We start from the raw sequence: 17,904 nt of genomic DNA, 5'->3' as shown, positions 1-17,904 counted from the left end.
GGGGGTATGCATCCCCCGAAGCCATAAACATTTGTTGGTAGTCTTCAAAATTTTTTATTAAATGTTATAATGACTTATCAGAGGTTAGATACATCATTATAGATGTAACCTATGGGACTTTAAATTGTTATTGTCAAAAGCTATAGCACTTTGGGCGCCAATGGTAGACGCGCAAAGCGATATCAAGTAAATCGAATTAAACTCACGGAAAGAGGAGAACATGACCACAAAATCTGGTAAGCACACCAACAAGATTGCAAAGAATACATTGAATTCCGCAGACAACAATGGCGTTATAAAGGCTGTTGATATGCGTAAGGTGGCCGCTCTTTCTGCTGGAGCTGCTGGCGTGATTGCTGGCGCGGCGATTGCTTTTTGCGCAACTCCTGCAATGGCGGCGGAGACTACTTCTGCGCCTGTTAAGACGAGTAATGCTGCAAATGAGCAGGATTTAACTGCTAATAAGAAGGCTGAGGGCGCTAAGGCTGAAGATGAAGCTAAAGCTGAGGGTGCTAAGGAGACTGAGGCTGACGCTTCTAAGAAGACTGAGACTTCTGATAAGGCCGATTCTAAGGCTAACAAGAATGAGACTGAGCTGGCTGGGGATGGTGCTGCAAACGGTAGTACGAATGCAGCTGATGTTGTGGATCAGCAGGCTGAAAGTGGGAATAAGTCTGCTGGTTCTACTACTGGTGATGCAGAGGGCAGTGCTTCTGCTGATGCAAATAAGCAAGGTGCTGTGAAAGAAGATAGCGGTGCGAAGGTTCGTGGTAAGCGCTCGTTGTCTGATGCTCAGCCAACCGACGAGGCTGTGGGTGGCGAAGATCGCGAAGTGACGAGCCAGCCAGACCCAGGGCCACAAGCTAAAAGCGAGATAACACTTTCCAAAGAAACAAAAGACACGCTTCCTAACTTGTACGCATGGGGTTCTTCTGACAACGTGTATATTGAAGAAGGTCAGAATCAATCCGTTACGATTACACTTAAGCCATCTGATGGTGTCCATGTTACAAAGGTAGCTATTTTCCCGAACGATAATATTGATATTAGTAATAAGAACGCCAAAGGTTTTTCGGAATATAATTCGGCTGATCCTGAATGGCATCAGTCTTACTCTGGTGAGTACTCTCTTGCAACAAATCCAGACGGCTCTGTTACCCTTACCATGAGCAAGCTTTATAGAAAAGGAACCATTAATGGCGCACAAGGTTATGCTGCCAACCGCAGTATCTATGCGTATGGCGTGAAAGGCGGGCAGGAAGTCTTGCTGTATAAGACGAATATTGTGCGTGCAGCAACGATTATTCCACCTAAAAAGACTGGCTCGATTGTTTTACAGTATGATGAGAAGCTTACTGAAGATCAGATTCGCGCAAGGCTCAAAGAGGCTCTTGGCGCTCCTACCGCGGCCAAGGATGGCAAGTCGGTGCGTGAGCAAATTAAAGACGCAAGCCAAGCTTACGGCGTGGGTGTGCGTAAGGAAGAATCAAAGCCAGTTGTTAATACTACAGATGACCCTGATAAAAAGATTGTTATTACTGACAAGCGCGCGTATGACGTAACTCAGTTTAATCGCATTAACACTGTAACGTCAAAGAATACCGACACGGTAACCACCTACACGACAGGCGTTCAAAACCTTAAGACCTACCTGGTCTCCGACCTCGGCTACAAGTCTGGTGAACTGGCGCTTACCGTTGCGCGCTACGATACGCGCATCGACAAGCCTGTTGTTACAGACCCGAACAACATCTCCGCGGACGTAAAGAACGAAATCGCAAAGAAGCTGGCAAATCTTAACCACATTGCTCAAGACAAGGTGACCATTAACGCTGAAGGCACAGTCACCATCAACTTTGAAGGTGTGGATCCAAGTCTCGCGCCTACGATTAAGCTCAGCGACCTTGTGTTGAAGCAGCTTGAAGAAAAAGATGTTAAGGTTCCAACTGACGATAAAGCAACCTTTGTGTACAACCCACTTGCTTACTCCGATGCTGAAATTAAGAGCATTAAGAAGGCTATTTACGAAGCTAATAAAGACAATAAAAAACTTGGCTTAAGCGAAACAGATTACGAGAACCAGATTTCACTTTCGTACCTTACAGGCAATCTTACTGCGTCTGGTCATGCAAATCAGGGCATTTCAAATGGTCGGCAAGAGAACGCGATTACCGTTAAGATCAAAACTGATAAAGCGGTTGCCGAGTTTAAGTCTGATATAACGAAGAGCAAGCTCACGAAGTTTGTGAATATTCGCGAGGATTACGACGTTACTTGGAATAATAATAGGATTGCCGGCCGTGACAGTGATGAAGGTCTCTCCTGGAGCGAAGACCACAAGACCATCATTTACCGCTATGATCCAACCAAGGCTGCGGCGTTCAAGTCTGGCGACGTTACTAAGTTGCTCACAGCTACGCCGAAGACTGGCAAAGAAGGTTTGCGTACACTTACGGGCGGCGAGAAGCTCGACCATGAAGGCGCTCCTGGACAAGAAAAGAAATCGCATGTTGGTTACATACTGCAAAATGGTCAGCCAACAGGCGAGCTTACGCTTGGCATTATGAAAAGCGGCTATTGGACTGGTGATCCTCAGATCACAGGCACCGATGTAAATATGGGTGATGTGCTCGCAAAGACAGATAGCTATACGTGGAACGATGGCGCTGAACCCGTAAAAGTTGCGTCTAAGGACGGCAAGATCTATAGAGCGCGTCTGTTTGTTGCTCCATATGGCATGGAATCCTACCAGTACGTGTACACACACCCAGATGGAAAGAATCCAAACAATACACCTAAGGCAATTAACGTTATCTTTGTGCCGCAGACGAATCATAAGACGAGCGATTTGCAGACGTCGATTGAGGGTCACAAGACCACTAAGATTGACAACACAGACGTTCCTACCGAGGCTAAGTACTACAACGCGTCTAAGGATAAGAAAGATGCGTACGATAAGGCGTTGCAAGATGCAAAGACCTTGTATGATCAAGTTAAAAACACCGACGAGTCGAAGCTTACCGAGGATCAGAAGGCACAAATCGATAACGCAACGATTAAGCTGAATAAGGCTCGCGCCGAACTTGATGGTGATAATACTGACAAGACAAAGCTTGAGCAGTCGATTAATGATCACGGCAAGGCTGAGGAAGGCAAAACGCCAACTGGTACGCAAGCAACGAACCAGTTTAAGAACGTAAGCGATCCTGACTTCAAGACACCTGATGGCAAGCCTGATACCACTAAGAACGATAACGCTAAGAAAGCCAAGGAAGATTACGACAAGGCTCTCGAAGAAGCCAAGAAGGTAAAGGATAACACCAACGCCACGCAGGCGCAGGTTGACGAAGCCAAGGCTAAGTTGGACGAGGCTCGCAAGAAGCTTAACGACTTCACCACCAACAAGGATGAGTTGAATAATGCCATTGCTCAGCACGGCAAGGTGAACACGGGTGATGCTGATAAGCAAGGTGAAGAAAAGCTCAAGACTGCCGACCCAACCTACCAAAACTCTACTCCTGAGCAGCGTACAGCCTATGATAACGCTGTTACTGAAGCGAACAAGGTCGCAGCAGATCCAAACGCTTCCCAGAAGGAAGTGAACGAGGCTATCAAGAAGCTTAAGGATGCTAAGGATGCGCTCGACAAGAACGCAACCAACAAGGCTCCTCTTGATGCTGCCGTGCAGAAGAGCTTCGATAATCCTGATCCAAATGACGCTACCAAGCAGAGTGTGTTCTATAAGAACGCGAAGAATAAGACTAACGATCCTGATGCTCAGCAAGCCGTTAAGAATTACGATGACGCGCTTAAAGAAGCTAAGAGAGTGCTTGGTGACAAGAAGGCTACAAATGCCGATGTAAAAAAGGCTAAGAAAGCGCTTGAAGACGCTGAAGCAGCACTTCATGCTGACAACAAGTACTCTACGGATAAAACCGCTCTTGGTAAAGCGCTTGCAGACAACTTCAGTGGTTATTTGATGCCTGCGTACTTCAATGCGTTTGATTTGGCACAAAGTAAAGATCCTGCCGATGCTGCGAAGGCTGAACAAGCTGCTAAGGACTTCAAAGACTACAACGACGCTTACCATGCTGCAAAAGATTTGATGGATAAGGCCAAGAAGAATCCGAACACCGTAACGCAAGATGAGGTTAATGAGGTTAAGGACAAGCTTATTGAAGCCCGTAAGGTAATAGATAAGTACGCCACGGATACCAGTAAGATTTCGGCGGCGCTGCTTCACAGCTTGGCTATAACTAAAAGCCCAGCGTATCTAAACGCGTCTGCTACTGATGCAACTGAAGATGCTAAGAAGGCAGCGAAAGCATACGACGATGCGCTTGATGCTTTGAAAAAAGCTTTCAATGATCAAATGGATAAGGACAAGGATGACAAGGATAGCGAAATCCCAGAGTCTGTTATTCCAGATAAAACCATTGACATGAACAACGCAAATGCGCTTAAGAAGTTGCAGCAGCACGCTAAGGGACAGCCTTTGAATAGGGATGTAAAAAATCTCCTTGCAAAGCTTAATGATGCCGTTAAAGGCCTGGATAAGTTTAAGACTAAGACCGATGAGCTGATTAACTCGATTAATGAGGACGACAACACCAAGCAGACGCCTGGGTATAAGAATACGGCAAAACCTGAGTATAAGGGCGAAAATGGCCAGGCTGATACTGAGAAGAACGGTAAAGCTAAAAAGGCTCATGAGGACTACGGTCAAGCCCTTGCCGAAGCAAAAGCCAAGTTGAACGACCCAGCCGCTACGCAGAAGGACATCAACGACGCTAAGGATAAGCTCGACAAAGCTCGCAAGGCTCTCGACGACTATAAGACTGATGTATCTAAGCTCCAAGAAAGCGCTAACAAGCACGGTAAAGACGCTAAGGGTTCTGATCCTGCTGTTGAAGGCACAAAGGATTCCGATGCATACCGCAACGCATCCGATCCTCACTTCTTGAAGGCAGACACAACTGACCCAACTAAGTTGGTTGAAGATACCGATAGAAACAATAACGCCAAGAAAGCTAAGGCTGATTACGATAAGGCATTGGCCGAGGCTCAGGAGTTGCTTGCAAAGCACGACCCTAAGAGCAATACGCCGCTTGACGCTCAGCCAACGCAAGACGAAATCGACAAGGCTCTCAAGACGCTCGACGAGAAGCGCCAAGCTCTTGATGCCTACGCAACCAAGACTGATGCGCTTAAGACTGAGGCGGATTTGTCTAAGGCGGATACTGAAGGTGCTTCTATAGATGGCAAGTTCGAGAACTCTCCAGAGTTCAAGAATGCCGATGCCAAGAAGGATGGCGACAACGAAAACGCCGATGTCAAGGCTTATAAGAAGGCACTCGAGAAAGCTCGCAATCTTGTAAAGGCTGCCACGGATCAAGGCAAGAAGAACAGCGAACGCCCAACACAGCAGGAGGTTGACGAGGCGCTTGATGCCTTGAAGAAGGCTAAGCAAACTATTACCGACACCTACAAGACCAATGTGTCTTTGCTGAAGGATGCAAAGGAATTCGCGAATGGCGACTTTAAGAAGACGCCTGAGTATAAGAATGCTGTGGTGATCAAGGGTGACAATTCTGATACGCAGAAGCAATCCAAGGCTAAAGAGGATGTTGAAGCTCTCGATGAGAATACTAACGATAGCGCTTTGAAGAAGGCCAAGGATATTCTCGATAATCCAGCTGGCAAGACTCAGAAGGAAGTTGACGAAGCGCTTAAGACCTTGCAAGATGCTATGACGACTGTTACCGATGGCTACAAGACCGACGCAACGCCTCTTGAAAAGGAGGTTGGCGATAAGGACGAACATGGCAATGATGTAACTCCTCCGTTCGAGGCGACAGTTGAGTACAAGAATGCGCTTGAAAAGGCGAAGACTGAAGATGCTGCCACAGCTGGCGCTGATTCCGCGACCAAGAAGCTAGAAGCCTACAACGAAAAACTCAAGGCTGCACAGGAACTCATCAACAAGGTCAAGAATCCTGATCCAAACGCTGAAGCTGACTCAAAGCCAACCAATGCTGATGTTAAGCAAGCTCTTGATGAGTTGAAGGCTGCCAAGGATGCAATCACCAATGGTTTCAAGACCAACGCAGCTGACCTTAAGAAGGAAGCTGATGATAAGGATGAGCACGGAACGGCTCATAATCCTGCTTTTGAGAGCAGCCCAGAGTATAAGAACGCACTTGCCAAGAAGGGTAATAGCGACAAGGACATTGAGGATGTGCAAACGTACAAAGATGCTCTAAAGAAAGCTAACGACCTTCTTAGTAAGTTCGATGAGAACGGTAATCCAAAGTCTGGTGAAAAGGACATCCCATCTCAGCAAGAAGTTGATGAGGCTCAAAAGGCTCTTAAGGAAATCAAGGAAAAGATCCTTGCTAACTACAAGACCAATCCAACCGAGCTGAACGAAGAAGTCAAGCAGTCTAAGGACGGCGACGACGACCCGCGCGATACCGTGTTCGAGAACACTCCTGCGTTCAAGAATGCGACTGCTAAGGGTGATGAAGATGCTAAGAAGGATCTTAAGGACTACAACGACAAGCTCACAGCAGCCAGGAATCTTCTTAAGGCCTTCGATCTTGTTAATGGTGGTGTACAAAATCCTCTTCCAGCAGGCACTAAGGTTCCAACCCAGCAGGAACTCGACAAGGCTCTAAAGGAGCTCCAAGAAGCCAAGTCGAAGATCGAAAAAGATTATGCGACCCAGAAGGGCGATTTGTCTACTGAGGCTGCAGACGACAGCAACTTCACCAAGACTCCAGAATTCCAGAACGCTGTAGGAAGCAAAGAAGCCGAAGAGTACGCGAATGCACTTGCCGAAGCAAATTCTGTGCTTAGCGATAAGGAAGCAACTCAGGCGCAGGTTGACGCGGCTTTGAAGAGGCTCCAGGATGCCAAGGCTGCCCTTAGAGGCAAGCATGGCACCGACAAGTCTGATTTGCGTAATGAGGCAGAAAATGACCCTACATTCCGCGATTCGATTCCGTTCTTGATTGCTAATAGCGAGGATATTGCTGAGTACAACAAGGCGCTGCAGGAAGCGAATGCTGTGCTTGCAGATCCAAATGCAACGCAGGCCGAGGTTGATGCGGCTCTTAGAAAGTTGCAGCTTGCAAAGCAGAAGATAATGGACTTCTACAACTCGCTTGGTTCGTTTGGCAACGGCGGTAGCGGTTATGTTGGCACTGGTTTTGGTGTTGGCGCTGCTGCGGTTGATAAGTCCATGCTGATTGTGGAGGTAAATGGCGCACTTGCGGATATTGCCAATGGCGTGAATGCTAATGCTTCTGCGAACGCTGCGAACGCTGCTGCCGTGATTAGCGAGTTTAACGCTGCATTGCAGAATGCGCGTGCTGTTCTTGCCAATCCAAATGCAACTCAGGCGCAGGTTGACGCAGCTTTGAACAGGCTTCGTGCGGCTCGTGCTGCTCTTGCGGCGCTGAATGCGGCGGATGCAGATAGGGGCGGTTCTTCTCGCGGTAGTTTGAGTGTTCAGACTGGCGTTGATTCCGCAACGCTAAGCGCGTTCGCTGCTATGTTTGTGGGGCTGGCAGGGCTTGGAGTGTCTGCTAAGCGCCGTAAGCACGCTAGCAAGTAGCTTGGCTGCGATGCGTTGCGATGCGCGCCTGCACTGATGTCTGTTGCTTATAACTGATATCGCACAAAATGGCTTGGAGATAATCTTCAAGCCATTTTTGTTATGTTGCGCGCTCCGCACTTGGTGTTGCGCGAGGGCGATTTCCTTGCTTTTGTTTACTTTCTCCTGCTTTTGTTTCTTTTTTCCTGCATTTGTTTCCCAAATCGACCAAAATGGGAACAAATGCGGGGAAAAGGGAACAAACGTGGGGGAGTGTTCTTGTGTTTGTTTCCAAAATGGGTCGAAATGGGAACAAACGAGGGGAAGTGTGCCCGAGTTTGTTTACGAAATGGGCCAAAATGGGAACAAACGCGGGGAAAAGGGAACAAACGTGGGTGCGCCTTACTTACTTGGTGTGCAGGAAGGCGCGCTCGCTGCGCAAAGTTGAGTGGGGGAGTGTTAAGTTTTTGCGAAACGCGCGCAAAAATGCTTGACTTTAATAACTTGAGTGTGTTAGACTCAAGTTTTGTAAAAAGAAAAAGTGGCTAGTCGCAAGGCTGGCTGCCAAGAATTTGGGTACATAGATTAAAAGGTACATAGATAAGATAGCTAGGAGATATTATGGGACGCGCAGTAGGTATTGATTTAGGAACAACGAACTCCTGCATTGCAACGCTTGAAGGCGGCAGCCCAACAGTTATTGTTAACGCAGAAGGTGCGCGTACAACACCGTCCGTGGTGGCTTTCAGCAAGTCGGGAGAAATCTTGGTTGGCGAAGTTGCTAAGCGTCAGGCTGTTACAAACGTTGACCGCACGATTAGCTCCGTAAAGCGCCATATGGGCACGGATTGGTCCGTTGAGATTGATGGCAAGAAGTGGACTCCTCAGGAGATTTCTGCTCAGGTTTTGATGAAGTTGAAGCGCGATGCAGAAGCCTACCTTGGTGAGCCAGTAACCGATGCTGTTATTACATGCCCAGCATACTTCAACGATGCTCAGCGTCAGGCAACTAAGGATGCAGGTAAGATTGCAGGCTTGAACGTGCTGCGTATTATTAACGAACCAACTGCTGCTGCATTGGCTTATGGCCTTGAAAAAGGCAAAGAAGACGAGCGCATTTTGGTGTTCGACTTGGGTGGCGGTACTTTCGATGTGTCGCTTCTTGAGATTGGTAAGGATGACGACGGCTTCTCCACAATCCAGGTGCAGGCCACTAATGGCGATAACCACTTGGGTGGAGATGACTGGGATCAGAAGATTATTGACTGGCTTGTTGGCGAAGTTAAGAACAAGTACGGCGTTGATTTGAGCAAAGATAAGATTGCTTTGCAGCGCTTGAAGGAAGCTGCTGAGCAGGCAAAGAAGGAGCTTAGCTCTTCTACATCCGCCTCAATTTCGATGCAGTACTTGGCTATGACTGCAGACGGAACTCCAGTGCATTTGGACGAGACATTGACTCGCGCTCACTTTGAGGAGATGACTTCCGACTTGCTTGGTCGCTGCCGTACGCCATTTAACAACGTGCTTTCCGACGCTGGCATCTCCGTAAGCCAGATTGATCACGTGGTGCTTGTTGGTGGTTCTACTCGTATGCCAGCCGTCAAGGAGCTTGTAAAGGAGCTTACAGGCGGTAAGGAAGCTAACCAGTCCGTGAATCCAGATGAGGTTGTGGCTGTTGGTGCAGCTGTGCAATCGGGTGTTATTAAGGGAGACCGTAAAGACGTTCTGCTTATTGATGTAACTCCACTTTCTTTGGGAATTGAAACCAAGGGCGGAATTATGACGAAGCTTATTGAGCGTAATACCGCAATCCCTACTAAGCGATCTGAAGTGTTCTCTACTGCAGAAGACAATCAGCCATCCGTGTTGATTCAGGTTTACCAGGGCGAACGCGAGTTTGCGCGCGACAACAAGCCTCTTGGCACTTTTGAGTTGACGGGTATTGCTCCAGCGCCTCGTGGCGTTCCACAAATCGAAGTGACTTTCGACATTGATGCTAACGGCATTGTGCACGTTTCTGCTAAAGATAAGGGCACGGGCAAGGAACAGTCCATGACGATTACGGGCGGATCTGGTTTGCCAAAGGACGAGATTGACCGCATGGTTAAAGAGGCGGAAGCTCACGAAGCGGAAGATAAGAAGCGCAAGGAAGAAGCGGATACTCGCAACCAGGCAGAATCCTTTGCTTACCAGACCGAAAAGCTTGTAAACGACAATAAGGATAAGCTTTCCGATGAGATCTCCAAGGAAGTTACCGAAAAGGTGAATGCTTTGAAGGAAGCTTTGAAGGGTGACGACATTGAGAAGATTAAGAGTGCGCAAAGCGAGCTTATGACGTCTGCTCAAAAGATTGGTCAGCAGCTTTATGCTCAGCAGGGTGCGGCTGGTGCTGCGGGCGCTGGTACGGCCGGTGCTGGTGCTGCATCTGATGCAAATGCAGGTGCCTCTAAAGATGACGACGTGGTTGACGCCGAAGTGGTGGACGACGACAAGGACGATAAGGACAACAAGTAATGTCCGAGTTTAACGCCAACGACTACTTGAGCGGTTTGGAAGACGTGCCGTCGGAATCTGGCGATTCGGCTGCTGGCGATTCGGCTGCTGGCGATTCGCGTGCGGCGGATAATGCTGTGGCAGATGGTGTTGCGGCGCGTGAGGAAACTCATGAGGCAAAGCATGAAGCAAAGCATGCTGCTGCTAATACAGGCTCCGCTGCTAACACGGATGCTGCTAACATAGACACTGCTGCGGAAGAATCGCAAGCAACCGACGACGAATCCAACGCGCGTAAATCTGAAGAAAATGACAATTCTGCAAACAAGCAAAGCAGCGAAGAAGACGATTCCTTAACACCTCTTGGCAAAGCCAAAAAAGAGGCGGCGGACTATTTGGAAGCGTTGCAGCGCGAGCGAGCAGAGTTCATTAACTTTAGAAACCGCGCCGCCAAAGAGCAGGACCGATTTAGGCAGCATGGAATAACAGACGTGCTTACGGCTTTATTGCCAGCTTTAGACGACATTGATAGGATTCGCGAACACGGCGCAATGGACGATTCGTTCAAGGCCGTGGCCGCAAAATTAGACAAGGCGTTTGAAAAGTTTGGCGTAGAAAAGTTTGGCGAAAAGGGCGAAGACTTTGACCCGACTAAGCACGATGCGATTCTACACAAGCCAGATGCAAATGCTACTAAGGAAACGGTTGATGTTGTTGTGGAGTCGGGCTACAGGATTGGCGATCGCGTTATACGCGCGGCAAGAGTTGTAGTGGCGTCTCCAAGCAATGCGTGAAACAAAAGTAATGCGTGAAACAAGCAATATGTGAAACAATGCGTGAAACATCGTTAGTGTTAGTGCTTGTCTAGCTTGTTTAGCTCGCGCACTGCATCAAATGTTTACTTATGCAAGTCCCATGCCTACTCGTGTTGGTGGTTTAGATTCTAAGCTGCCAGCGCGGGTAGGTTATTTAGATAAATGCCAGTGGCTCAAGAAAAAGGAGCTTAAATGGCTGAGAATGAATGGCTAGCCAAAGATTTTTACAAGGTTCTCGGCGTCTCCAAAGATGCCGATGAAGACGCGATTACAAAAGCGTACAGAAAACTCGCTAGAAAATATCATCCAGATTTAAACAAAACTAAAGAAGCAGAAGAAAAATTTAAAGATGTATCTGAAGCGTACGATGTTTTGAAAGATAAGCAGATGCGTGCGCGCTACGATGCGATTCGCCAATTTGGCGCAGGCGGAGCAAGATTCGCTGGCGGCTCTGGAGCAGGCGGATTTGACGCAAGCGGATTCAGCGACATTTTCTCATCAATGTTTGGCGGGTCGCCGATGGGCGGCGGCTCGCGAGTGCGATTCTCCACGGGCGGAGCTGGGCCAGACATGGGCAACATATTCTCCATGTTTACGGGCGGCGCGGGCGCGAAGTCGCAAGCAGGATTTGGCGGCGCAGACTACGGGCAGTACGGCCAGTACGCTCAATCTGGCCAGTACGCTCAATCTGCTCAATCTGCTCCGCAAAACTCGCCTGAACGCGGCGAAGACATTACAACGTCTATAAAACTAACGTTTAAGCAAGCGTTTAAAGGTGCTACAGTTTCGCTTCGATCGGGCGGAGAGTCGTTTAAAACGCATATTCCTGCAGGCGTAAAAGACGGGCAAAAAATCCGCCTAAAGTCAAAGGGAAAGCCAGGAAAGTTTGGCGGCGCTTCTGGAGACATGTATTTGCAAGTGCAAGTGGAAAAGTCGGAGCAATTCTCGATTGAAGGATGCGATTTAGTGGCCACTTTGCCGCTGACTTTAAGCGAAGCTGTGCACGGAGCAAAAGTCACGCTTAAAAACGTAGATGGCGAGCCAGTTGTGTTTAAGGTGCCGTCTGGAACTTCGGGCGGCAGCAGAATACGCGTAGAAGGCGAAGGCGTGCCAGGCAAAGACGGCGCGTTTGTTGGAATTGCGCAAATTCGCGTTCCAAAAAAGTCAACAATGGCGGTAAAGCGCGCTGCAAAAGAGTTTGATAAGGCGTGTGGCGCAGATTACGAGCAAGAAGTTAAGGATTTGCGGGCATAGCAACAAATCGCTTAGCGGTTGCGTTTGCGTGTAGAAAGGAAAGTCATGGCTAGGTTGGATCGCCAAATTAGGGCGCTGTATGAGATGTGTGCAGTGGCGCTAGTGCGTGGAAATGCAACGCTTGACGGCGCGGACGAAGTGGGCTTTAAAATCGACATGCCGATTTTTACCGTAAGTCACGTAGCCAACCTAACCGACACGCATCCACAAACGCTTAGGCAATACGATAGATTGCACCTGATTATGCCGCAGCGTACAGAAGGCGGAGCCAGAAGATACTCGCTTAGAGACATAGATAGGCTTGTGCAAACGCAAAAACTGAGCCAAGAAAACGGCGTGAATCTTGCTGGAATTATGCGGATTTTGGAGCTTCAAGAAGAAAATCGCCAGCTTAAAAGGCAAGTGAGGCGCTTGGTTGACGAGGCGGCGAGTGCGGAGCGAAACATTTTTGCAGCGAGTGCAGACGGGAATATTGTGGAGGTTCAGCGCTCGCAGCGTGCAAAGGATTGGCGCCGAGATATTCGCGTGCCGCAGCGCGAGTTGCCGTCGTCTTATGCAAGAGGCAATAATGGCGATTCGCAATATAATGATTATGCAAGCAATGATTTAGAAGACGATAGGTCGATTGTTTTGTGGCGCGCGTTTGGACTGTAGCGCCTACTCCAACATTAGTTTAGATTTTTATAAATACTAGTCAAATGTTTAAATAGACTGTGGATATGTGGATAATCACAAATGCAAACGTGCAAATAAGTGCATAAGTGGATAATCTAAGTAGCATTTAAGCGCGTAGGTGTATAAGTGGATAAGAATTATAAGAATATAAAAAATAAGTGCATAAGTGGATAAAGGGAATTAATGGCAACGAGCGCAACCGAGGAAAATGCATTGACAGAGTTAACAGCACAAAAATCGGCAATTGAGATGGCGGCTGCGGCAAATCGCAAGCTTGCAGCAGTTTTTTGGGATATGGACGGCACGCTAATCGACTCTGAGCCGTATTGGCACGAGTCCGAGATTAAAATCGCAAAAGAACACGGCGGCGAGTGGAGTGAAGAGCTTGCATGGCAATACTCGGGCGGGTCGCTAAAAGATGTTGCCGAAGCCATGATTGCGCGCGGAACAAAGATGGGCGTTGAAGAGATTGGCAACGCTATGGTGGACTACGTTGCCGAGCGCGAAAGCGCGGAAGTTCCATGGGTGCCAGACGTTTTAGATCTTTTGCAAAAGCTTGCCGACGCAAAAATCCCTTCGATTTTAGTGAGCAATTCGCCAAGGCGACTTGTTGAAAACATTGTGAATCATGCGCCTAAAGGTGCGTTTGCTGGCTTTATTTGCGGCGATGACGGATATGCTACAAAGCCAAGCCCCGAGCCGTATTTGGCTGCAGGTAGGTTGCTTGGCATTAGCGCGCAAAACATTAAGTATTGCATTGCGATTGAGGATTCGTTTGCGGGGTTAAAGTCGGCTGCGGCTTCGGGAGCGACCACTCTTGCGCAAAGAGCGTACTCGAACTTAGATGTTAGCGGCGGACCGCAGTTTGCGGACTTAAACGGCTACAAAGACCTTACGCCGCAAGCGCTTGAGCGCTATATTGTTGATCGCCTTGCGCAGTAGCAAATACGGATTTTCCCGATTTTGTACCATATTTGACCTAAATCACGTACAAAAAGCGGAACATAACTCCGCACTTTGTACCAAATTTGACCCAATTTACGTACATTCTCGGGAAAATACAGATTAATCGCCGCCAGCTCCAGCAGTATTTTGGCCGCTTGTGCCGCTTGTGCCGTAGCCTCCGCTCCAGCTGCCCGCGCCGCCAGAACCGTCGCCAGCACTGCCGCTGCTAGTAGTGCCACTGCCAGCCGATCTGTTCTCGTTATTCGTGCCGCCATCGCCAGAACCATTCAATCCATTGGCGCCATTCGCACGATCTTCACTACTAGAACCATCTTCCTTATTAGCACCATTAGCGCCATTAGCGCCATTTGCGCCACTTGATTCGCTTTCGCCATCTTCGTCGTCCGCAGCCTCGTGCTTGCTTCCGCCAAGCCCCCAAGTTCCATCTTCGCCGCCAATTTTGCCGTTATCTTTAGCTTCTGGGAACTTTTCCGCAGCCGTTCCAGCCAGCGCCGCACGCATGTATCTTGTAAACAAATGCGCCGAATACCCAATTCCGCCAGGGTATCCGCGGAAAGTTGGCACAGGCAAAGGATTTCCTTGCGCATCTGGATTCCAAATAGCAAACACAGTCACAACACTCGGCGTAAATCCAACAAAACTACACGCCGAAGCATCGTTAGCGGTTCCCGACTTTCCAGCAATCGGCTTTCCAACGCCCCTAACCTCTGGCGAAGTACCGTATTGCACAACGCCTTGCATTGCCTTAATAGCAAGCGCCATGTCTGCCGCCGCAAACACCTGTTTTCCAGCGGTCGGCGCCCTATAAAACTCCTTGCCATCTGGGTTCTTAACGCTAGAAACAATGTGCAAATCTGGCCTGCGCCCCTGGTTTGCAATCGTAGAATACGCGCGCGCAATCTCACTAATATGCACAGGGTCGTTTCCAAGAACAGTAAACGGATTCTTGCCGTTAATGCGCTGCGCATTTAACCCAGCCATAACAGCCGTATTTGCCACGCCTTTTTGCCCCAGTTTTTCTTGCAAAGACATAAATGGCGTGTTTACAGAGTTTGCTGTTGCTTTATAAAGGTTGATTATTCCCCAATTTGTGTTTGCAAAGTTGTTTACCGGCTTGTCAATTCCCTTAAACTTTAGCCCTGTATTGCCATTAAACAGCGTGTTTAGATTTGTGCCAGCCTGAATTGCCCCAATAAGCGCAAATGGCTTCATGGTACTTCCAGGCTCGTAAAGCGCCTGAGTGGCGTTATTTAGCGGCTTAGAAAGGTAGTCGTCGCCCGCGTAAACCGATATAATCGACCCGTCCTTAGGATTTACGCTCATTGCGCCCGTCTGCACTCCCTGCGGCGTAACTCCGCGCGCCCCAGCAGTCGGGCTTGCCACGCTAAACATTAAATCTTGCTTAGCTTTGTCGATTGTTGTAATAATGCGGTATCCGCCCGTGTCTAGGTCTTCTTTTGTAAACGCGCCGCCGCTTGTAAGCTCGCTGCGAACCATTTGCAAAAGGTATCCTTGCGGCCCCGCATACACGTTTTGCTTGGTTTGATTAATGGTCTGCGGCATTTTTGCGTTTTTGTATTCTTCGCTTGTAATGTACTTGTCTTCACGCATAATTCGCAGAACGCGCTTGAATCGAATATTCGCCTCTTTAGGCATGATTGCAGGATCCCAGCTGCTTGGCGCAGGAATTATTCCAGCCAGCATTGCCGCTTGAGATAGCGTAAGATCCTTTGCCTCCACACCAAAATACGCTTTTGCTGCCGCCTGAATTCCGTACGCTCCGCGACCCAGATAAATCGTGTTCATGTAATTGCACAGCACGGTGTTTTTGTCTTGCGTTTGCGCAATTTTTAGCGCAAGAATGGCTTCGTGCAGCTTGCCTAAATACGTTTTTGTTTCGCCAAGATAGTAGCGTTCCGCGTATTGTTGCGTAATCGTAGAGCCGCCCCATCTGCCTTTAGACGTTACGTTGTGGATTATTGCGCGCCCAATTCCCTTAAGATCGATGCCGCCGTCTTTATAGAATGACCTGTTTTCGCTTGCGATTATTGCGTTTCCAACATATGGCTTTAGCACAGAGCAGTTTATGATTTCGCGATTTTGCTCTGCAAAGCTGCCGATTTCCGTTTTTCCGTCCGCGTAGTAAACCTTGGTTTTATCCGCCATTGCGATTTTGTCTGGCTGCGGAATGTCTGTTGTTACGTACATCCATGCAACCGTTAGAATTCCAAGGATTATTGGTGTAAAAACTACGATTAGCGCCCAAAAAATAATCGGGTGTTTTGTTCTAAAGTTTTTTGGGATTCTTCTGTGGCTTCTGCGATTGTATGGTCGCCTTGCGCTTCCGCCATTGCTTCCGCCGTTTCTTCCGCCGTTTCTTCCGCCTGCCCTGTTGCCTGCGCCATTGCCTGCCCTGTTGCCTGCCTCATTGCCAGCGGCATTGCCTGCGCCCGCGCTTCTTATAGTGCGTCTTGTGCTAGAAGAGTGCGAATTTCGTCCATAACTATTTGCAACCATACAATCCAAGTTAGCGCTTGGCGAGGAATTTTAATCATATGCAACGAGGAATTTTAATCATGCATAATATCATGTGTAATATTTGTAAAAGCTAGTATTATAAAAGTGTATTAGTGCGGCGTTGGTGTGTGCCGCTAATTTTTGCTAAGGAGTTTATATGAGTATCCGCGTTGCCATTGCCGGTGTTGGCAATTGTGCTTCGTCGTTAGTTCAGGGCGTTGAATATTACAAAAATGCCAATGATGGCGATAAAATTCCAGGATTAATGCATGCTGTTTTTGGGCAATATCGCGTGCGAGACATTGAGTTTGTAGCCGCTTTTGACGTTGACGCTTTAAAAGTTGGCCACGACTTAAGCGAGGCGATTTATGCTTCTCAAAACAACACGATTCGCTTTGCAGACGTGCCTAATCTTGGAGTTACAGTGCAGCGCGGTCCTACTTACGACGGCTTGGGCGATTACTACAAGCAGATGATTGACGAGTCTAAAGAAGAGCCTGTAAATGTTGCCGCGGTTTTGCGCGATTTGCATGTAGACGTGCTTGTTTCTTACTTGCCAGTGGGCTCCGAGCAGGCAGACAAGGCATATGCTACGGCTGCTATGGAAGCTGGATGCGCGTTTGTAAATTGCCTTCCTGTTTTTATTGCTTCCGACCCAGTTTGGGCGCAAAAATTCCGCGATGCAGGCGTGCCGATTATTGGCGACGATATTAAAAGCCAGGTTGGCGCCACGATTACACACCGCGTTATGGCGCGACTTTTTGAAGATAGAGGAGTGCGTTTAGACCGCACTTACCAGCTTAATGTTGGCGGAAACATGGACTTTATGAACATGTTGCAGCGCTCTAGGCTTGAGTCGAAGAAGATTTCTAAGACGCGCGCGGTTACTTCGATTGTTCCGCACGATATGGATGACCACAACGTGCACATTGGCCCTTCGGATTATGTTGCTTGGCTTGACGACCGCAAGTTTGCGTTTGTGCGCTTGGAGGGCACCACTTTTGGAGATGTTCCGCTTAGCTTGGAGTACAAGCTTGAGGTGTGGGATTCGCCTAATTCCGCAGGCATTGTTATAGACGCTGTGCGCGCGGCGAAGATCGCGCTGGATCGCAAGCTTTCGGGGCCGATTTTGGCTCCTAGCTCTTACTTTATGAAGTCGCCAGCTGTTCAGCATGAAGATAGCGAGGCGCGCGAACTCGTTGAGCGCTATATTGCTGGAGATGTTGAGGCAGATGAGTCGCAGCTTAATGCAGATGTTGAGGATGCAAAGAAGAGCGGCAAAAGCGTGTGGCGCGCCTAGCGATGCGCCTATCGATGCGCCTAATGGTGCGGTTGCTTGAGATTTGATTTCGGCATTCGCTTGGCTTTTCATCGGTTGCTTGCGACTTGCGTGCGGCTTGCGCTCGACTTTTATCCATAATCGTGTAATATAGGTAGAGCCTCCGCGTGGCACTACGTCACCCAATCCCCCCAGGGCAGGAATGCAGCAAGGGTAAGTGGCCTCTGGTGGGTGCGCGGGGGTTTTCTGTATTTTTGTTAATATCTTTGAAAAATCTTCCCGACTTTGTTCCCAAAATTGGCCAAAAC

At 48.5% G+C, this 17,904-nt stretch carries 8 protein-coding genes and 1 other RNA gene; 8 read left to right on the top strand and 1 reads right to left on the bottom strand.

Translation table 11 applies throughout. The annotated features are described in order from the left end of the window. The first annotated feature begins 220 nt into the window (after nt 1-220). The 6 genes from HMPREF3216_RS03015 (at nt 221) to HMPREF3216_RS02985 (ending at nt 13,776) form a co-directional block, all read left to right on the top strand. Nucleotides 221-7,618: an FIVAR domain-containing protein gene (locus HMPREF3216_RS03015; protein WP_060786878.1), complete on the top strand. Its 7,398-nt coding sequence runs from the start codon at nt 221-223 to the stop codon at nt 7,616-7,618. Between the two features lie 600 nt (nt 7,619-8,218). Continuing rightward, on the top strand, nt 8,219-10,111 hold the full coding sequence (dnaK, locus tag HMPREF3216_RS03005) for a molecular chaperone DnaK (protein ID WP_060786876.1): 1,893 nt from the start codon (nt 8,219-8,221) through the stop codon (nt 10,109-10,111). Beyond that, entirely contained in the window at nt 10,111-10,884 is a 774-nt protein-coding gene (gene grpE, locus HMPREF3216_RS03000; RefSeq protein ID WP_060786875.1) for a nucleotide exchange factor GrpE, read from the top strand. The genes dnaK and grpE overlap by 1 nt, the downstream gene beginning before the upstream one ends. Before the next feature lie 213 nt (nt 10,885-11,097). After that, nucleotides 11,098-12,159 carry a DnaJ C-terminal domain-containing protein gene (locus HMPREF3216_RS02995; protein ID WP_060786874.1) on the top strand — a complete coding sequence of 354 codons (1,062 nt, stop codon included), beginning with the start codon at nt 11,098-11,100 and terminating at the stop codon, nt 12,157-12,159. Between the two features lie 45 nt (nt 12,160-12,204). After that, nucleotides 12,205-12,813, top strand: a complete 609-nt coding sequence (locus tag HMPREF3216_RS02990; RefSeq protein WP_060786873.1) for a heat shock protein transcriptional repressor HspR — start codon at nt 12,205-12,207, stop codon at nt 12,811-12,813. Between the two features lie 270 nt (nt 12,814-13,083). After that, nucleotides 13,084-13,776, top strand: a complete 693-nt coding sequence (locus HMPREF3216_RS02985) for an HAD family hydrolase (protein ID WP_060786883.1) — start codon at nt 13,084-13,086, stop codon at nt 13,774-13,776. Nucleotides 13,777-13,899: 123 nt separating this feature from the next. Here the strand turns inward: HMPREF3216_RS02985 and HMPREF3216_RS02980 are convergent, their stop codons facing one another. After that, nucleotides 13,900-16,317 (bottom strand): transglycosylase domain-containing protein, encoded by a 2,418-nt coding sequence (locus HMPREF3216_RS02980; protein WP_060786872.1) that lies wholly within the window; start codon nt 16,315-16,317, stop codon nt 13,900-13,902. 157 nt (nt 16,318-16,474) lie between these two features. Here HMPREF3216_RS02980 and HMPREF3216_RS02975 point away from each other — a divergent pair, with 157 nt between their 5' ends. Further along, entirely contained in the window at nt 16,475-17,617 is a 1,143-nt protein-coding gene (locus HMPREF3216_RS02975) for an inositol-3-phosphate synthase (protein ID WP_060786871.1), read from the top strand. Nucleotides 17,618-17,750: 133 nt separating this feature from the next. Next, an RNA gene (gene ffs / locus HMPREF3216_RS02970) (signal recognition particle sRNA small type) lies at nt 17,751-17,847 on the top strand. Nucleotides 17,848-17,904: the final 57 nt, after the last annotated feature.

This window comes from Gardnerella vaginalis (assembly GCF_001546455.1).
Taxonomy (GTDB): domain Bacteria; phylum Actinomycetota; class Actinomycetes; order Actinomycetales; family Bifidobacteriaceae; genus Bifidobacterium; species Bifidobacterium vaginale_B.
The sequence above is the reverse complement of the archived record's forward strand: the minus strand, read 5'-3'. Positions and strand labels throughout refer to the sequence as shown.